The organism is Candidatus Binatia bacterium (assembly GCA_036563615.1).
Taxonomy (GTDB): domain Bacteria; phylum Desulfobacterota; class Binatia; order UBA12015; family UBA12015; genus DATCMB01.
The window spans coordinates 26,555-44,205 of the sequence record DATCMB010000023.1; the positions used below are offsets into that span (position 1 = coordinate 26,555).

Annotated in this window: 12 protein-coding genes; 7 read left to right on the plus strand and 5 right to left on the minus strand. The window is 71.6% G+C overall.

Going from position 1 to position 17,651, the window contains the following annotated elements:
* Positions 1 to 108 precede the first annotated feature (108 nt).
* A complete protein-coding gene (locus VIS07_21325) occupies positions 109 to 1,305 on the plus strand; it encodes an alpha/beta fold hydrolase (protein ID HEY8518059.1) in 1,197 nt (398 codons plus the stop codon).
* A 133-nt stretch (positions 1,306 to 1,438) separates the two neighbouring features.
* Here the strand turns inward: VIS07_21325 and VIS07_21330 are convergent, their stop codons facing one another.
* Positions 1,439 to 1,795, minus strand: a complete 357-nt coding sequence (locus tag VIS07_21330; protein ID HEY8518060.1) for a hypothetical protein — start codon at positions 1,793 to 1,795, stop codon at positions 1,439 to 1,441.
* Positions 1,796 to 2,022: 227 nt separating this feature from the next.
* Here VIS07_21330 and VIS07_21335 point away from each other — a divergent pair, with 227 nt between their 5' ends.
* Together VIS07_21335 and VIS07_21340 are read left to right on the plus strand one after the other, a co-directional pair.
* Entirely contained in the window at positions 2,023 to 2,799 is a 777-nt protein-coding gene (locus tag VIS07_21335) for a hypothetical protein (protein HEY8518061.1), read from the plus strand.
* A 112-nt stretch (positions 2,800 to 2,911) separates the two neighbouring features.
* Positions 2,912 to 3,748 (plus strand): HPF/RaiA family ribosome-associated protein, encoded by an 837-nt coding sequence (locus VIS07_21340; protein HEY8518062.1) that lies wholly within the window; start codon positions 2,912 to 2,914, stop codon positions 3,746 to 3,748.
* Positions 3,749 to 3,897: 149 nt separating this feature from the next.
* On the opposite strand, the gene VIS07_21345 is transcribed toward VIS07_21340, so the two are convergent.
* A complete protein-coding gene (locus VIS07_21345) occupies positions 3,898 to 4,827 on the minus strand; it encodes an NAD(P)/FAD-dependent oxidoreductase (protein HEY8518063.1) in 930 nt (309 codons plus the stop codon).
* 299 nt (positions 4,828 to 5,126) lie between these two features.
* A complete protein-coding gene (locus tag VIS07_21350; protein ID HEY8518064.1) occupies positions 5,127 to 7,334 on the minus strand; it encodes a hypothetical protein in 2,208 nt (735 codons plus the stop codon).
* A gap of 680 nt (positions 7,335 to 8,014) precedes the next feature.
* Here VIS07_21350 and VIS07_21355 point away from each other — a divergent pair.
* Positions 8,015 to 9,619, plus strand: coding sequence for a carboxylesterase/lipase family protein (locus VIS07_21355; GenBank protein HEY8518065.1), 1,605 nt, complete (start codon positions 8,015 to 8,017; stop codon positions 9,617 to 9,619).
* A gap of 6 nt (positions 9,620 to 9,625) precedes the next feature.
* Here the strand turns inward: VIS07_21355 and VIS07_21360 are convergent, their stop codons facing one another.
* Positions 9,626 to 11,053 carry an amidohydrolase family protein gene (locus VIS07_21360; GenBank protein HEY8518066.1) on the minus strand — a complete coding sequence of 476 codons (1,428 nt, stop codon included), beginning with the start codon at positions 11,051 to 11,053 and terminating at the stop codon, positions 9,626 to 9,628.
* A 189-nt stretch (positions 11,054 to 11,242) separates the two neighbouring features.
* Positions 11,243 to 12,292, minus strand: a complete 1,050-nt coding sequence (locus tag VIS07_21365; protein ID HEY8518067.1) for a tetratricopeptide repeat protein — start codon at positions 12,290 to 12,292, stop codon at positions 11,243 to 11,245.
* A gap of 179 nt (positions 12,293 to 12,471) precedes the next feature.
* Between VIS07_21365 and VIS07_21370 the strand changes: the two genes are divergently transcribed.
* The 3 genes from VIS07_21370 to VIS07_21380 all read left to right on the plus strand — a co-directional run bounded on the left by VIS07_21370 (position 12,472) and on the right by VIS07_21380 (position 17,541).
* On the plus strand, positions 12,472 to 13,452 hold the full coding sequence (locus VIS07_21370) for an alpha/beta hydrolase (protein ID HEY8518068.1): 981 nt from the start codon (positions 12,472 to 12,474) through the stop codon (positions 13,450 to 13,452).
* A 151-nt stretch (positions 13,453 to 13,603) separates the two neighbouring features.
* On the plus strand, positions 13,604 to 16,282 hold the full coding sequence (locus VIS07_21375) for a hypothetical protein (protein ID HEY8518069.1): 2,679 nt from the start codon (positions 13,604 to 13,606) through the stop codon (positions 16,280 to 16,282).
* 182 nt (positions 16,283 to 16,464) lie between these two features.
* Positions 16,465 to 17,541, plus strand: coding sequence for a PQQ-dependent sugar dehydrogenase (locus VIS07_21380; GenBank protein HEY8518070.1), 1,077 nt, complete (start codon positions 16,465 to 16,467; stop codon positions 17,539 to 17,541).
* The last annotated feature ends 110 nt before the right edge of the window (positions 17,542 to 17,651 follow it).

The window sequence follows — 17,651 nt, forward strand, 5'->3', positions numbered from 1 at the left end:
CCCGGATGATCGGTCCATTGAGCACCCGGTCGGGCCTCGTTGTCCAGACCGATTGTGCCGGAGGCCCGCAGGCATGGAGGCCGGCGACCTTCCCGGTATGATGTCGCCATGGTCCTGAGCCCGTCGATCGCGCACGCGCGCGGCGCGACGGTCCTCGAGCGGATGCTCGATCGCTTCGACGGCAGCGTGCTCGACGGCGCCCAGCGCGTGTCGCGGATCCGGCTCGTCATCACCGACGGCGGAACGTGGGACGCGCTCGTCTCGCCCTCGGGCGCGACGCTCGAGCAGGCCCGCACGTCCGTCCGCCCGGCGGCCGTCATCGGGGCCGACGCGGCGACCTGGGAGCGGGTCGCCGACGACCTGCGCGGCGGCATGGACGCATACCGCGAAGGGCGGCTCGTCGTGCGCCACAACCTGCACCTCGGCGTATCGTTCCTCGCCGCGACGAGCGGCATGACCGGTCCCGAGCGGCTGCGCTTCGACTGCGTGTCCACCTCGCTCGGCACGATCTCGGTGTGCGCCGCGGGCCTCGGCGAGCCGGTCATCCTCCTGCACGGCCTCGGCGCGACCAAGGTGTCGTTCCTGCCGACGATCGCCGCGCTCGCGCCGACGTACCGCACGATCGCGCTCGACCTGCCGGGCTTCGGCGACTCCACGAAGCCGGTGCTCGCGCCCTACCATCCGCCGTTCTTCGCGCGCGCGGTGTGCGAGCTGATGGACGAGCTCGGGATCGAGCGCGCGCACTTCGTCGGCAACAGCATGGGCGGACGCATCGCGCTCGAGATCGGGCTCCGCCATCCCGAGCGTGCGTGCAGCCTGTCGCTGCTCGCGCCGTCGCTCGCGTGGCGGCGGCCGCGTCCGTGGGCGCCGCTCGTGCGTGTGCTGCGTCCCGAGCTGGGTCTGGTGCAGCTCTCACCGCGCTGGGCGATCGAGGCGGTCGTGCACCAGATCGTTCCGCGCGCCGCCGCGAGCTGGCTGCACGCCGGCGTCGACGAGTTCCTGCGCAGCTACACGACGGCGCGCGGGCGCGTCGCGTTCTACGCCGCCGCGCGCCAGATCTACCTCGAGGAGCCGCACGGCGCGCGCGGCTTCTGGACGCGGCTCGAGAGCCTCGCGACGCCGGCGCTCTTCGTCTGGGGCAAGCTCGATCGGCTGGTGCCGTTCGGGTTCGCGGCGCACGTCCGCCGCGCGCTGCCGAGCTCGCGCCACCTCGAGCTCGACTGCGGACACGTGCCGCAGCTCGAGCGTCCGCAGGAGACGCACGGCGCGATCGCGGCGTTTCTCGCGGAGCACCGCGCCGTCTAGCGTCGCGGCCGGACCGTGACGCGTCAGCGCGCGGCCCGCGAGCGAGCTGCGCGCCGGCGATCGGGCTGCGCGCCGGCGATCGGGCTGCGCGCGGCGGGGGGCGCAGCCGGTGCGCCCGCTCGGGGGGCGCGCGCTACAGCGCGGTCCGCGCCGTCCGCAGCACGACGAGCGCGACGATCACCTCGACGCCGATGAACAGCCAGGCGAGGTCCGCGCCGTGCAGCGCCCACGCGAGCGTCCGGCCGAGCGCGGCGCATCCCATCAGAGACGCCGCGACGTGCAGCAGGGTGCGGTCCTGCCAGCGCGCGCCGAGCAGCATGGTCGCGCCGGCGACGGCGAAGAACGCCGCGAAGTCGCCGATCTGGGTGCTGCGTCCGAGGCCGTCGAGCAGCGGCATGCCGAGACCGCCCGCCGCCTGGCCGGGGACGACGAGCCAGCCGAGCGCCTGGAGCAGGAAGAAGACGCCGAGAAGCGTGGTGAGGGTGCGCATCGAGACCTCCTGAACGTTGGTCGCCGACGGTGCCGAATGGAGGCGCGCGGTGCAACGCCGCGCTCGCAGGCCACGCTTACCGAAATCTCACCGGAAACCTACCGCACTCTTATGACTCGATGCGTGGGAACGCGCATCGTCCGACGCGTGAGACACACCCGGACGGAAGGAGCCGTCCGGTGAATCCCGCCTGAGGACAGGCGGCGCTTGGAAAAGGAGTTTCGTCCATGCGTTCGACGATCGGATTGACCATGGTGGCGCTGAGCGCCCTCATTTGCTTGACGACGGCCCCGAGCCACGCCGCGCTGGTGCGCGGCACCGGCGCCTCCGAGGTGCTCTTCGGGCTCGACGACGACAACGTCGACGATCCGGAGGTCCAGCCCGAGGGGGTCGCGGCGAACCAGAGCCTGAACAACGCCGACATGATCGACGGTCGCGGCGGGCACGACGTGCTGATCGGTCTGCTCGGCAGCGACACGATCGACGGCGGCCCCGGCGACGACGTCATCATCGGCGGCACGGAGCAGGGGCAGGCGCCCAACTCGGACATCCAGCTCGGCAACCGCGGCAACGACGTCGCGATCTGGGCGGGTGGCGACGGCAGCGACCTGTTCGACGGCGGCGACGGCAACCTCGACGCCCTGGTGTTCGGCACGATCGACCGCGTCGACAACATCCCGGTCCTTTCTCCGGCGACCGGCAAGTACCGCGACACAGGTCTGCCGACGGCCGACGTCACGGGGCAGGGCGGCTTCTGCGAGCTCGAGGCCGTCGCCGACCCGCAGACGCGCGGCTACGAGTTCCTGGTCCGCTTCTTCTCGCGCAGCACCGGCAACCTGCTGGTGACCGTCCGCACGCACGACGTGGAGCAGGTCTTCTGCACCTCGGAGGCGGGCGGCGCGATCACCTACGCCGACCTCACCGTCGACGATCCGGCGTTCGTCGAGGTGTCGCTCGATCAGGTCGAAAAACTGAACCGCACGGTGCGGGCGATCATCCGCTGACCTCGGGTCGCGGGTGAGCGGATGCGCGCCGTCGTCGCGGGCGAGCCTCGCTCGCGGCGGCGGCGCCGCCGCGCCGGATTCCTCGAACGGACCACCGTGGTAGGCTCGACCCATGGCGCGCTGGACACCTTTCGCGACGACACTTCCGAAGAAGGCGAAGGCCACTGCGGGCCGCACCGGCGTGAGCTCGACGCCGGTCGCGATCCGCAGCGACGTGGACATCGACGAGGCGCTGCGCGACGACGTGCGCAAGCGGCTTGCGCGCAAGGTCGGCAAGTTCGCGACGCACCTCGAGCGGCTCTCGGTGCGCTTCCTCGACGTCAACGGCCCGAAGGGCGGCATCGACGTCGTGTGCCGGATCAACGCCACGCTGAGCGCGCTGCCGAGTCTCGTCGTCGAGGAGAGCGCGGCCGACGCGGCGCTCGCGTTCCGTCGCGCCGCCGACACCCTCGGTCGCACGCTGCGTCGCACGCTCGACCGTGCCGGCTTCTCCACCCCGCGCTCGGGCAAGGCCGTCAAGCGAGCGCCGGCGCCGAAGAGCGGCAAGGCCGCGGCCATCAAGAGCGCGCTCATGCGCGACGACGATGGCAGCATGATCGGCAAGCGCGTCGGGCACTCGGCGGCCGACCTCGAGGACGCGCTCGCGCGACCGGAGAAGCGTCGCCGCGACGTGTTCGTCGACACCTCGAAGCCGGGTGTCAGCGCGACCGACCGCAGCGCCGGCTACGGCGCGACCGCGGCGCGCAACACCAAGCGCAACACCGCGGGCATGACGGCGGCGCTCGAGGACTCGCGCACCAAGCCGTCGCGCAAGTCGACGCGCGGCTCGACCAACCGGATCAAGGCCGCGACGCCGAAGCAGCGTACCGCGCAGCTCGCGGTGCACGATCCGAGCGCGCGCGCGATGCGGCAGAAGGTCGCGAAGAACCGGCCGCGCAGCGCGCGCTGAGCAGGCTTCGTGCGCTGAGCGCGGCGTACGCGCACGGCGCAACGCCTGCATGCGCCGAGCGCGCTTGCGTGCCTCGAGTGAACCGGGGCGCGTTGGCGACGTCCAAGCGCGGAGCCCTCCGCGATGCCCTGCGCGGAGCCGCGCTCGCCTTACGCGAGCTCCTCGTCCTGCAGCTCGGTGTTGATCGCGAACGCCGCCTTGACGCCCTCGGCGACCGCCACCGCGACCAGCAACACGTCGCGCGACGCATCCCCCGCGACCCAGACGCCCGGCGTCGCGGTGCGCTCCATCGCGTCGGTCGCGACCCCGTCGCTCGGCGTCGTCGTGATGCCGAGGCGCTGCGCGAGGTCCGAATGCTGGCGCTGCTCGAGCTTCAGGAACAGCGCGCGGCGCGGCACGACCTCGCCGTTCTCGAGCTCGACGCCGGCGAGGTGTCCGTTCACGCCGACGAGGCGCACGACGCGCTCGCGGCGCAGCTCGACGCCGTGGCGCTCGAGCTGCGCCTCCTCGGCCGCGTCGAGCCGGCACGGGCCGTCGGTGAACAGCACGACGTCGCGGCTCCACGTCAGCAGGTGCAGCGCGAGCGTGATGCCGTCCTCGTTGCGGCCGTAGACCGCGAGCGGCTGGTCGCGCACCTCCCAGCCGTCGCAGTACGGGCAGTGGTGGACGCCCTTGCCGTAGAGCTCGGCCATCCCCTCGACGTCGGGCAGCACGTCGACCAGGCCCGTCGCGAGCAGCAGCTTGCGACAGTGGTGCCGCGTGCCGTCCGCGGCCACGACGCAGAAGCCGTCGTCGCGGCGCGCGACGTCGACCGCCTCGAGCGCGCGCAGCTCGACCGGGTACTGCGCGAGCTGCTCGCGGGCGACGCGCAGGAACTCGCGCGGCGGCATGCCGTCGCGCGAGAGGAAGCCGTGCATCGCCGACGACGCCGCGTTGCGCGGCTCGCCGGTGTCGAGCACCAGCACGCGACGCCGGCAGCGGCCGAGGATCAACGCGGCGCTGAGACCCGCCGGGCCGCCGCCGACCACGACCACGTCCCACGACGGGGCGTTGCCTGCATCGGATGCGGTCTGCCCCATGCCCGCCAGTCAATCCCGGAAGGCGCGGCGGCACAACGGGGCGCGGCCACGCAACTCCTCGCGGCGCGGCCGCGCAATACGAAGGCGCCAACGTCTCGTCTCCCTCCCCAAGTCGGAGAGCTTCCGGCCCTACGGAGGATGCGATCATGGAAGCGCAGTTGGCCCGTTTGCTGTCCGTCTCGTCGGCGATCGCGATGCTGCTCGCCGCGACGTCCACCTACCTGAGCCTTCGGTGACCCGTGGGCGGGGACGGCGCCCGGGGCGAGCGAATGCCCCGGGCGCCGCGTGTCACGCCCGACTCAGCCTTCCTTGCAGGCCAGCCCCGCGGTGTTCGACTGACAGTCCGAGATGTCGCCGATGCGGTCGACGGCGCCATAGGTGAGCGTGACGTCGACCGGCGCGGCGAACGGTCCGCTGACCGCCAGACGCCGCAGCACCATGGTGAACTTGTAGACTTGCGGCTGTGACGCGGAGATCGGGTTCACCGCGCGGAACGTCGCCGTGTAGTTCTTGTCCGGCGACCTGCAGGTGACGTTGCGCACCACGGCCGTCTTCGGGTGGAGCCGCGTCTTGCAGTCCGCTCCCGTCCAGCTCGGCTGCGTGACGAGCGTCGACGTGTCGAGGTTCAGCGCGTCCTCGACGTGCAGCGCGAGCCCCGACGTCACGTCGAGCACGTCGCCGCCCGGCAGGTTGACGATCATGTCGCCCGCGACCCTGATCATGCCGCTCGGGCGCGCCGGGTTCACCGACGTGTTGCGCCGCAGCCGCACCTGCGTGACGTTGATCGCGCCGTCGAGGGCGTCGCAGGCGTCGCCGTCGCCGTCGCCGTCGAGATCGGACTGGCTTGGGTTCGCGGCGCTCGGACAGTTGTCGTCGGCGCTGCACACCGCGTCGCCGTCTGGGTCGCCGCCGCCACCCTCGACGCAGCTTCCCGCCTGGCAGGTGTCGGCGAGCGAGCAGGAGTCCGGATCGCCGCTGCACACCGTGCCGTTCGCGACCGGCTCGCAGGTGCCGCTCGGCTCGAGGCACGCTCCGGTCTCGCACGGACCGTCGCAGACCACCTCGGTGCCGAACTCGCACTCGTTGGTCGCGAGGTTGCACGTCTCGGCGCCGTTGCAGGCGAGCCCGTCGTCACACTGCGAGTCCATCGTGCAGGTGAGCGCCTTGACGACCTTGATCTGCACGCCGACCGTGGCCGCGACGTTGGCGCCGTCGAACGCCGTCAAGCGCAGGTCGTAGCGACCGATCTTGTTGGCGTCGAAGGGAAAGCCGGGGCCGTCGTAGAACGGGTAGCGCCACGAGTTCTGCGCGACGTTGTCGGTCGAGAGCTGGCTCATGTACTGCGCCTGGCTCCCGGCCTCGACGCCGCCGCCGTTGGGCGTCGCGTTGTTCCCCATCGCGTGGTCGTAGAAGCCGCCGGGCTGCATCGACGGCGGGTCGTGCGGGATCGGCGCGACCGGGAACGAGATGTGGTCCCAGGCGAGGAAGCTCGTTCCCGCGCCCGGATCGAAGTCCATCTCGAGGAGGTAGGTGTAGTCGTCGAGCTTCTTGCCGGTCGTCCCCGTGTAGTCGGTGTTGACCGACCAGTCGAAGCCCCACTGCGGGTTCTCGACGCCGCCGAACACGCCGGCGAGGAACGTGTACGTGCCGTCGAAGTTGCTGTTGAACTGGTTGAGCGGATCCGGGAAGCGCACCTTGCCGCGGATGCCGAGCTCGACGCCGCTCGTGCGTGCGAGCGTGAAGCCGCCGTTCGCATTCCCGGTGCCGAAGATCGCGTCGGGCGTGACGAAGCCGTCGACCAGGATCTCGATCCCGACCTGCGCCATCTCGACGCCGTTCTTGAACGCGGTGAGAACGACGTCGTAGGTGCCCGTCGCGTTCGCGCTGAACGGGAAGCCGGGCCCGTCGAAGAACGTGAGCCGCCACGAGTTCTGCGCGACGTGGTTGTTCTGCAGGAGCGCCGCGTAGCTCGCCTGATCCGTCGCCTGGGCGCCGCCGCCGTTGGGCGTCGCGTTGTTCCCCATCGCGTGGTCGTGGAAGCCACCGGGCTGCATCGACGGCGGGTCGTGCGGGACCGCCGCGAGCGGGAACGAGACGTGGTCCCAGGCGAGGAAGTGTGTCCCCGCGCCGGGGTCGTAGTCGATCGCGAGCTCGAAGGTGTACTCGTCGAGGTTGCCGCCCGTGCCGTCGTAGTTGGTGTTGATCGACCAGTCGAAGTTCCACTGCGGGTGCTCGGTGCCGCCGAAGATGCCCGCCGTGAACGTGTACGTGCCGTCGCCGTTGCTGTTGTAGGTCTCCTGCGGCGCCGGGAAGCGCACCTTGCCGCGCAAGGCGAGCTCGACGCCGTTCGCGCGGTCGACGGTGAAGCCGGCGTTCACGTTGCCGGTGCCGAAGATCATCTCCGACGTCACCTGGTCGTCGTAGGTCACGACCGCGTGCGCGGAGCTCGCAAGCGCGAGCGCCATCGTGCACGCGCCCAGCGCCATCCCTCCTAAGACTCGCGACATGGGTGAGGCTCCTTTCCCCGCAATGGGCGCACGCAGCTCGACTGCGCCGCCGCGAGACGTCCGCTCGGCGGACTCGGTGCCGGCGGAGGGAGCGCTCGCTCGGACCGCCGGGTTCTGACGCGGCGCAGGCCGCGTCGACCGTGGCGGATCCAAGCAGAGTCCCGGACGAGCGTCAAGAAATTTTTATGTCATGACGACTGCTCGAAGTGGAAAAGTGGGTGAGTGAGCGGTATGCGGTGGTTGTGGCGGCGCTCATGCTTGACGCTTCGATTGCGTCGCAGGGCGTGGGGGTGGCGTCAAGGACAAAGGCGCCATTCCCCTTGCGCCGCATGGAGAAGCAGGCGGGCGCCGGTTGGTCGTGCCGGCGTGTTGCTGCACGGCAGACATGGCATGCGACGCAATGTCGGCCATGCGCCGTCACCCAAATGGGTTAGATAAAAAAGTTGTTTGACATCGCTCGTGCGGCGTGTCAGGTACAGAGCTGCGGGCTGCATCAGTGGCTCGGACGAGGTTTTCAGAGCTCCTCCGGACGGCTCGTCCCGCGCCGGGGGAGTTGGGCTAGGCAGCTGCATCACTGCTCTTGCCCTCCGCGGCGCGGGCGGCCGGATGGTCCGGCTGCCCGCTCGTGTCTCGGGAGCAGGCTGCTTGACGCGCCCGGCCGCGACCCCGTAGGGGGCGTCATGCGAGCCATCAGCGTCCCGAATCGGACGGCCCCGGCGCGAACGCGCGGCGCGCACCTCGCCCTCTGCGCGCTGCTGCTGACCGCCGCGTGCAGCGACCGCAGCGCGAGCTCGTCGATCCAGCAAGGCACCCTGCTGCGCATCGGCGACGGCTGGGTGCAGGGCGAGATCGTCGGCGGCACGCGGCGCTTTCTCGGCATCCCGTTCGCGGCGCCGCCGGTCGGCGAGCTGCGCTGGCGTCCGCCCGCGCCGGTCGTGCCGTGGGAGGGAACGCTCGACGCGCGCGCGTTCGGCAGCGCGTGCCCGCAGCGTCCGTCGACGCTCGGCACGCCGAGCGAGAACGAGGACTGCCTCTACTTGAACGTCTGGACGCCGGAGCCGGCACCGAACGAGCCGCTGCCGGTCATGGTGTGGTTCCACGGCGGCGGCAACGAGTTCGGCTCGGCCGGTGACGAGGTGCCGCTCGGCCTCGGCGGCTTGATCTTCGACGGTCAGCTCCTCTCCGAGCGCCGCAACGTGGTCGTGGTGACGATCAACTACCGCCTCGGCAAGCTCGGCTTCTTCGCGCACCCGGCGCTCGCGTCGGAAGACCCGAGCCATCCGTACGCGGGCAACCAAGGGCTGCTCGACCAGCGCGCCGCGCTCGAGTGGGTGCGCGACGAGATCCTCGCGTTCGGCGGCGACCCGGAGAACGTGACGATCTTCGGCGAGTCGGCGGGCTCGGTCGACGTCTGTCTGCAGGTCGCGTCGCCGGGTAGCCGCGGTCTCTTCCACCGCGCGATCAGCGAGAGCGGCGGCTGCACGACGCGTCAGGACACGGCGGAGGAAGGTGCGGCGCTCGCCGAGCGCATCGCCGAGGTGGTCGGCTGCGGCGACGCCGCGGACCAGCTCGCGTGCCTGCGCGCGGCGCCGGTCGGCGCGCTGCTCGACAGCGGCGTCGACGTCGGCCCGACGGTCGACGGCGGCTTCCTGCCCGATCAGCCGCGCGCGCTGTTCGACCGCGGCGAGGTCGCGCGGGTGCCGTACATCCTGGGCTCGAACGCGGACGAGGGCACGATCTTCTTCCTCGGCGTCCCGCCGGTGACGAGCGAAGCGGAGTACCTCGAGGCGCTACGCGAGCGGTACGGCGAGCGCGCGGAGGAGATCGCGCGGGTCTATCCCGCGTCGAGCTTCCCGACGCCGCAGGACGCGCTCGTGCGCGTCGTCGGCGACAGCGGGCTCGTCTGCGGGACGTACGACAGCGCGCGCCGCGCGGCGGCCGCCGGGTTGCCGGTCTACCTCTACAACTTCGCGCGCTGGGTGCAGATCCCGGAGCTCGTCCCGCTCGACCTGCGCGCGCTGCACGGCGCCGAGATCGCCTACGTCTTCGGCTCGCCGCCGCCGCCCACGCCGGAGGACGCGGCGCTCGTCGACGCAATCCAGGGCTACTGGACGCGGCTCGCGCGCGACGGCGACCCGAACGGCGACGGCGCGATCGTCTGGCCGACGTACGACGACGCGACCGACGAGCGTCTGAACCTCGACGCCGAGATCACCGTCGTGCAGGGATTCCGGCGGCGCGAGTGCGAGTACTGGTGGAGCGTCTACGACGCCGCGTTCGAGTGAGCCGCGCTACGCCCGCCCGAAGATCGACAGGAACTCGCGCCGCGTGCGCGCACCGTAGACGCGCAGGCTGCGGTCGGCGCGCAGGCCGCCTTGCTCCTGCTGCAGCTGCTCGAGGCGATCGGCCGGCACCGAGCAGCGCCGCCGTCCGCGGCTGATGCGGTAGAGGCGCGCCGCGTTCTGACCGAGGATGCGCCGCTTGGTCGCGGGCGTGAGCGCCGGGTAGCCGAACTGCTCCTGCATCGCCGGCGGGATTTGCAAGTTCTTGAACGCGTCGATCAGCCACTGCGGCGAGCCCCACCAGATCGAGTCCGTGCCCCAGAGGATGTTGCGCGGACCGAGCGCCTTCAGGAGCTGGCCGAGGAGGTGCGCCGCCTGATCCGGTCCCTGCAGCAGCGTGACGGCGAACGTGCTGCCGATCTCCGCATACACGCGTCGACGCTGCGGGCGCGGGATGCGCTCCACCACCTCGAGGAACTCCGTCAGCCCGTCCTTCCCCTCGGGGTGGTCGCCGGCCTGGAAGTAGCCCGAGTGGTAGGCGCAGAACTTGAGCCGCGGCCAGTCGGCGACCGCCTTCGGAAAGTCGGTGGTGCGCACCGACTCTTCGCTGCCCGGCGCGAAGATCGCCGGTAGGCCCTTGTGGCAGTTGATCAGCGTCAAGCCAAGACGCTGCGCCTCGGCGAGCATCGGGTAGGCGACCTCTTCGTCGTCGAGCCGCCAGTTGCCGCTGTAGGTGTAGCACTTGAGCGCGCGGCCCTTGAGGTCGCGCACCTGGTGCTCGAGGCTGTCGATCGCGGTCGGCGAGCCCGGCGGCGCCTTCGGATCGACCATCGCCTGCGACAGGCAGCGCTCGGAGCCGGCGAGCTCGTTCACCAGGTCGCGCGTTTGCGCCATCACCTCGGGGCCGAGCGGCACGCCGTTCGGCAGCCCGCTGATGATGCCGATCGTCGTCTCGCTGTCGACGAAGGTCTCCTTGATGAAGTTGAGCTGACCGATCATCTCGGGGTTCTGCTGGCAGCCCTGCTGGTCGAGGAAGCGCAGGAAGCAGAGCCCCGTGCCGGGAAACATCTGCGTGTCGGCGTGGTGCGTCTGCACGTCGACGATGAAGTCGGCGCGCCGGTCGAGGAGCTCGCGCGCGGCGTCGAGGTCCTCGCAGTGCTGGCGCGAGATCGGCATCGCCGCGGCCTCGCCGCTCTGCGGCAGCCCGTTGACCTTGTTCAGCACCCAGAACGCGCACGCGGTGCCAGCGGCGGTGCGCAGGAACTGCGCGCGCGTCATGCCGTGGCGCTTCGCCTGCGCGTCGGCCTCTTCCGCGATGAGCTTCGCGGTGAGGCGCGCCTTGGCGGAGATCGACTCCGGTGGCAGCCACTCGCCGTTCGACACCGGTGCGACCGGAAACGGCGTGCTCGCGTGATCGTCGCTCGTCTGGCGCGTCATTCGGACCTCCGGGCCAACCATCGGCCGCCGACCTTCCGGCCAAGAAGGGCCCAGCATGGCAGGGTGCCGCGCCGTACGTAAAGCGACTTAATGCGACTTACGCGCGAACGGTCGCGGGCGGCGTCCGCGTGACACCACGCGGCGCCGCCCGTTCGCGCGAAACGTCCGGCCGCTCGGGCGGCCGTCGGGTCAGGCGGCCTCGGCCGGTCGCACCTCGCCGAGGCTGACGATGCCGAGCGCGCTGTCGGGCCACGCGCGCTCGCGGGCGCTCTTGGCGATCACGCGCGCCCACGCGATCCAGGCGTCCCAGCCGAGACGCTTGTCCCACGCGGTGCCCCACGTCCCGAGCAGGTCGAGCGCCGCGCGCGCCTCGGCGAGCGCCTCGTCCCAGCGTCCCGCGCCGATCGCGATCTGCGCGAGCAGCACGTGCGGCTCGCCGATGAACGGATTGGCGCGCACGCACTTCTGCAGCAGCTCGCGGGCGCGCTCGTGGTCGTCGCCCTCGCTGGTCTCGCGCACGACCTGCCAGTAGAGGTCGCGTGCCTCGCGCTCGGCCTCGCCGGAGAGCTGCGCGCTGCAGCTCTCGAACACCGGCGGCAGCGGCTCGGCGCCGCAGCGAGCGGCGCGCTGCGCGAGCCACGCGTTGAGGCTCATCCAGAGCCCGGGGCGGCTGTCGCCCGGCCACAGGACGCGCGGGTTGCCGGCGAACAGACGGTCCTGCCATGCGAAGTGCTGCTCGGCGAAGTCGGCCATGGTGACGACGAGGAACGTCGCGAAGTCGCGCCGCGAGAGCCGCACCTTCTCGCCCGTGCGGTACAGCGACACCTCGACGCCGTCCGTGCCGTTCGTGGGCTCGGCGACGCTCAGCAGCTCGTCGCGCTGGATCTCGCAGAAGAGGTGCGTGAGACGCTCCGCCTCCTCGCCGATCAGCGCGCGCACCTCGTCGCGACCGTCGCGCGTCGAGTCGAACAGCTTCATGCGCACGAAGCTGTTCGAGTAGACGCTGTGCATCAGGCCGAGCAGGCAGACGTCGCGCGGCTGACGCCAGGCGGCGAGGATGCGCCACACGCCGAGCAGGTGATCGAGGAAGGTCCCGTGCTTGTGCCAGATCTCGCTCGCGCCGTGACGCGCGAGCCGATCGAGCAGCTCGGGAAGCCGCGGATCGAGGCGCGCGAAGTCGCGACGCACGAGGTCGTGCACGTGCTCGGGGAGATCGCTGTCGAGTCGCTGCGTGTCCATGATCGACTCGAGCGCTCGCATGCGGCTCGGCGCGACGTCAACCCCGGTGCCACGGCTGCCCGCACGCCTTGAACGTCGTTGCCTCGCACCCCGCCTTGGCTCTATGGAAACGATCCCATGGAATCGTTTCCACCCGCGACGGACGCGGGCGAGCGAACGATCCGGCGAAGGAGGGAGTCATGCGAAGCACGCGTACACGGCGAACGATCGTGGCCCTCGGCAGCATCGCGGCCCTCGGCATGGTCGGCGCGCTCCGGGTCGGGGCGGCGTCGGCGCAGACCCCGCCGGGACAGCCTTCGAGCGGTCCCGGCGGCAGCTCGTACCCGCACGCCGGCTACACGGTGGTCTCGAACGGCTCGGGCAACACGCAGTACTGGGTGTACCAGCCGGCGAGCCCGCAGCCGGCGTCGGCGCCGGTCGTGGTCTTCAACCACGGCTACGGCGCGATGGAGCCGACCTACTACCTCGCCTGGCTCGAGCACCTCGTGCGGCGCGGCAACATCGTCATCTACCCGCGCTACCAGGCGACGCTGCTCACACTGCCGCGCAACTACACCGGCAACGCGATCACCGCGGTGAAGAACGCGCTCGCCTGGCTGCAGGCGTCGCCGTCGCGCGTGCAGCCGCAGCTCTCGCGCTTCGCGATCGCGGGACACTCCTACGGAGGTGTCGTGACGATGAACATGGCGCACCGCTGGCAGTCGGCGGGGCTGCCGCAGCCGCGCGCGCTGCTCGCGGTCGCGCCGTGGCACGACAACCTCGACACGCTCTCCGGCGTGCCGGCGTCGGTGCTCATGAACTGCGTCGTCGGCGACGAGGACGTCCTCGCCGCGGATGACGGTTGCGACCTCATCTGGAGCCGCACCGCGCACGTGCCGCTCGCGAACCGCGACTACGTGTGGATGTTCTCCGACACGCGCGGAACGCCCGACCTGGTCGCCGACCACACGTTCGCGACGACCGGCGGCGGCGGCGGGCGCGTCGTCGACGCGCTCGACTGGTACGGCACCTGGAAGATCCTCGACGGCCTCACCGATTGCGCGTTCTTCGGCACCAACTGTGCGTACGGCTTGGGAGACACGCCGGAGCACCGCTTCATGGGGACGTGGAGCGACGGCGCGCCGGTCACCGAGCTCGCGATCCTCGACGCCGCGCCGTGACCACGGCGTCGAGCACGTGACGAGCGCGTGACGCACGGGCGCGCCCGAACCCCGTGTCGGGCGCGCCCACGCCGTGCCATTCTGCTGGCGCGTTTCTTGGGTGCGGCGCACGCCGTCGCGCCCGCGACGGTCGCCAGGAGGGGGACGATCGATGCACGGCAAGCTCACGACGCTCGCGCTCGCACTGCCATTTCTGCTCTCGACGGTCGCCCACGCGCAGCCCGCGCCGACGACGCCGAATCCGATCCTGTTCGTCACTCAGGTGCCGGTCGGCGGTTTCGCGTCGGTGACGAGCACGTTCGGCAACCACGTACCGAGTCTCGTCGCGGCGCCGCGCGGCGGCGACCTCGTCATTCGCTATGGCGACGGCACGCTGCGCTTCCTCACGCAGGAGGCGGGCTACGGCAGCGACGGCATGCAAGGGGCCAACGCGATCGCCGTGCGCGAGCCGTGCGTGCACTGGAGCGGCACCAAGGCGCTGTTCTCGATGGTGGTCGGCGCGCCGACGCGGCAGTACGAGGTGCGCTCGTACCGCTGGCAGATCTACGAGGTGACGGGCCTCGGCCGGAACGAGACCGCGAGCATCCGCCCGATCGCCGGACAGCCGACCAACTTCAACAACGTCTCGCCGATCTACGCGACCGACGGCCGCATCCTCTTCACCTCCGACCGTCCGCCGAGCGGTGCCGCGCACCACTACCCGCCGCGCGACGAGTACGAGTCGGCGCCGACGGTCGCCGGCATCTACGCGCTCGACGAGGCGACCGGCGAGCTCGAGCTCATCGAGCACGCGCCGAGCGGCGCGTTCGGGCTGTCGCTCGACAGCTTCGGCCGCGTGATCTTCACCAAGTGGGACCACCTGCAGCGCGACCAGCAGGCCGACTCGCCGTCGACCGCGGCGACCTACGGCGCGATCACGTGGGCGAGTGAGGCGGCGGACGCGCCGGTCACGACCAGCATCGTCGGCGCCGAGGTCTTCCCCGAGCCGCGCAACCAGAACGATCCGGCGTACTCGCCGGCGCTCGCGCGCCACCGCTTCAACCACTTCTTCCCCTGGGAGGTGAACGAGGACGGCACGGCGGAGGAGACGCTGAACCACGTCGGCCGCCACGAGCTCGGCGGCAGCTACACCGACGGCAGCTTCGTCGACGATCCGAACCTGACCTACTACGTGCCCGAGCACCTGCACGCGAACCGGCTGCGGCTGCGCGGCGACGGCGGGCTCTTCCACCTGCGCGAGGATCCGACGCGTCCGGGCGACTTCCTCGCCACCTACGCGCCGGAGTTCGGCACCGCGACCGGCGGCACGCTTCTGCGCTTGACGGGCGCGCCGTCGCTCAACGCGGCCGAGATGGTGCTGACCGCCGTGACGCCGACCAGCGACGACGCGGACGTCCCCGAGGAGACCGGCTACTTCCGCAACCCGCTGCCGCTCTCCGACGGCACGCTCATCGCCGTGCACACCGACGCCGACGGACAGCTCGAGAACCGCGGCAGCGGCACGTCCCCGAACTGGTCGTACGACTACCGGCTCAAGAAGCTCGTCAAGCAGGGCGAGCACTACGCGCCGGTCGCGAACCTGACGCCGGGCATCGTCAAGCAAGTGAGCTGGTGGTCGCCCGACGTGCTGGTCACGTACGACGGACCGCTCTGGGAGCTCGATCCGGTCGAGGTCGTGAGCCGTCCGGTGCCGCAGCCGCGGCGCTCGGTGCTGCCGGCGATCGAGGCGCAGGTGTTCGCCGAGGAGAACGTCGACCTGGACGCCTTCCGCGCCTGGCTGCGCGCCAACGAGCTCGCGCTCATCGTCAGCCGCAACGTCACGCAGCGCGACCGCGCCGACCGCCAGCAGCCGTTCAACCTGCGCGTGCCGGATGGAGTGTCGTCGATCGCCGCGAGCGGCACGGTGTACGACGTGAGCTACATGCAGATCTTCCAGGCCGACTACGTGCGCGGCTACGGCGGTGTGGATCAGCCGAGCCCGGGACGCCGTCCGCTCGCGCGGCCGATGCACGGCCCGCTCGTGTCGCAGGCGGAAGGCGCGCCCGAGGGCGCCGTCGAGATCGCGCCCGACGGCTCCGTCGCAGCGCTCGTGCCCGCGCGTCGCGCGCTGAGCTGGCAGCTCACCGACGACGACGGCACGGGCATCGTGCGCGAGCGCAACTGGCTCAGCTTCCAGGCCGGCGAGATCCGCGTCTGCTCGAGCTGCCACGGCATCAACCAGCTCAGCCAGACGGGTGATCCCGAGCCGACCAATCCGCCGCAGGCGCTACGTTTGCTCTTGACGGCATGGAAGCAGGGCACGGACGACCCGCCTGCGCCGACGCCCGCGCCGACCGCCACGCCGGCGGCGACGCCGGTCGCCGACCCCGAGGTGTGCACGATCCCGCTCGAGAAGCCCCGCATGCGTGCGCGCGCCGCGAGGGGTCAGCTCGTGATCGAGGGCACGGCGCTCGTGCCGAAGCCGTGGACGCGGCTCTCGCCGGCGACGAACGGCGTGCGCCTCGTCGTCGCCGGCGTGCTCGACGTCACCATCCCTGGCGGCGAAGGGTGGAAGACGAACCGCGCCGGCACGCGCTGGCGCTACAGCGATCCGAAGGGGCTGCGCGGCGCCGTGCGCGCGCTCGACGTCGCCGACCGCTCGGCGCGCGAGAACGGACGGCTCGCGATCAAGGCGCGCTTGCTCGGTGCGCCGGCCGTGCCCGCGGCGGGCGCGCACGACGTCACGATCGGCTTCGGCACCTCGGCCGAGTGCGCGACCGTGCACTTCGGCGACGCGGGGGCGCCGTCGCCGAGCTGCCGGGCGACGAAGGCGAACCTGCTCTGCCGCTGATCGCGTCCGGGCTGTTTCGTCGGTGCGTGGTTCGAGTACGCTCGAAGCGGAGGGGAGCCATGCACCGACGAGCGACACGGGCACGCGGAGGACACGGATACGGAGCGCGGGCGGCGCTTGCCGCGCTGCCGCTCGTGCTCCTGCTGGCGAGCGAGCGCGCGAGCGCGGTCGAGCCATCTGGGATGCCGCCGCGGGTGACGGGCTACGAGCTCACGCTGGTGGCGCGCGGCATCGATCAGCCGTGGTCGATCGCCTGGTTGCCCGACGGGCGCGCGCTCGTCACCGCGAAGAAGGGCGCGCTCTACGTCCTCGAGGGCGACCGCTTCCGCGAGATCGAGCTCGAGGGCCTGCCGCCGGTGATGAGCGAGGGGCAGGGCGGGCTGATGGACGTCGCGCCGCACCCGAAGGACACGGGTCCGACGCCGCGCATCTACTTGACGATGTCGACCGGCACGGCGAACGCCAACCGCACGATCCTCGTGCGCGGCGTCCTCGACGGCAATCGGCTGCGCGACATCGAGACGCTCTTCGAGGTCGAGCCGGTGAAGAGCGGAGGACAGCACTTCGGCTCGCGGCTCCTCTGGCTGCCCGACGGCACGCTGCTGATGAGCGTCGGCGACGGCGGCAACCCGCCGCTCGAGATCGGCGGCGCGCTCTCTCGCGAGCAGGCGCAGCGCCTCGACAGCCATCTGGGGAAGATCCTGCGCTTGACGGAGGACGGCAAGCCGGCGCTCGGCAACCCGTTCGCCGACAAACCGGGCGCGAAGCCCGAGATCTGGACCTACGGCCACCGCAACATCCAGGGGCTCGCGCGCGATCCCGCGACGGGCCGCGTCTGGGCGAGCGAGCACGGACCGCGGGGCGGCGACGAGATCAACCTGATCGAGGGCGGCAAGAACTACGGCTGGCCGCTCCAGAGCTTCGGCCGCGACTACCGCACGAACGAGCCGGTCGGCCAGCCCTCGGTGCCCGGCATGGTCGACCCGGTTGTGGCCTGGGTGCCGTCGCCGGCGCCGTCCGGGCTCGCGGTGTACAGCGGCGACCGCTACCCGGGCTGGCGCGGCAGCCTGCTGAGCGGCGGCCTCGTCAGCAAGGACGTGCGCCGCGTCGAGCTCGACGCGCAGGGCAACGCCGTCGGGCAGGAGAGCATCCTGGTCGGCGACCGCGTGCGCGACGTCCGTCAGGGGCCGGACGGCTTCGTCTACGTCCTCACCGACGAGGACGACGGGCGCTTGCTCCGTATCGAGCCGCGGCGCTGAGCGGAAGCGCGCGCCCGCCGCGAGGGCGCGCTCGACCCGACGCGGCGGCGACGCTGCGGACGCCGACGCTGCGAGCGCTGCAAACGCGACGGCCCGGCCCGCGCACGAGG

Excerpts from the sequence above, each read along its gene's own strand:
- VIS07_21335 (HEY8518061.1), top strand. The coding sequence starts at position 2,023 with ATGCGTTCGACGATCGGATTGACCATGGTGGCGCTGAGCGCCCTCATT.
- VIS07_21350 (HEY8518064.1), bottom strand. The coding sequence starts at position 7,334 with ATGTCGCGAGTCTTAGGAGGGATGGCGCTGGGCGCGTGCACGATGGCG.
- VIS07_21330 (HEY8518060.1), bottom strand. The coding sequence starts at position 1,795 with ATGCGCACCCTCACCACGCTTCTCGGCGTCTTCTTCCTGCTCCAGGCG.
- VIS07_21345 (HEY8518063.1), bottom strand. The coding sequence starts at position 4,827 with ATGGGGCAGACCGCATCCGATGCAGGCAACGCCCCGTCGTGGGACGTG.
- VIS07_21375 (HEY8518069.1), top strand. The coding sequence starts at position 13,604 with ATGCACGGCAAGCTCACGACGCTCGCGCTCGCACTGCCATTTCTGCTC.
- VIS07_21325 (HEY8518059.1), top strand. The coding sequence starts at position 109 with ATGGTCCTGAGCCCGTCGATCGCGCACGCGCGCGGCGCGACGGTCCTC.
- VIS07_21355 (HEY8518065.1), top strand. The coding sequence starts at position 8,015 with ATGCGAGCCATCAGCGTCCCGAATCGGACGGCCCCGGCGCGAACGCGC.
- VIS07_21360 (HEY8518066.1), bottom strand. The coding sequence starts at position 11,053 with ATGACGCGCCAGACGAGCGACGATCACGCGAGCACGCCGTTTCCGGTC.
- VIS07_21365 (HEY8518067.1), bottom strand. The coding sequence starts at position 12,292 with ATGGACACGCAGCGACTCGACAGCGATCTCCCCGAGCACGTGCACGAC.
- VIS07_21370 (HEY8518068.1), top strand. The coding sequence starts at position 12,472 with ATGCGAAGCACGCGTACACGGCGAACGATCGTGGCCCTCGGCAGCATC.
- VIS07_21340 (HEY8518062.1), top strand. The coding sequence starts at position 2,912 with ATGGCGCGCTGGACACCTTTCGCGACGACACTTCCGAAGAAGGCGAAG.
- VIS07_21380 (HEY8518070.1), top strand. The coding sequence starts at position 16,465 with ATGCCGCCGCGGGTGACGGGCTACGAGCTCACGCTGGTGGCGCGCGGC.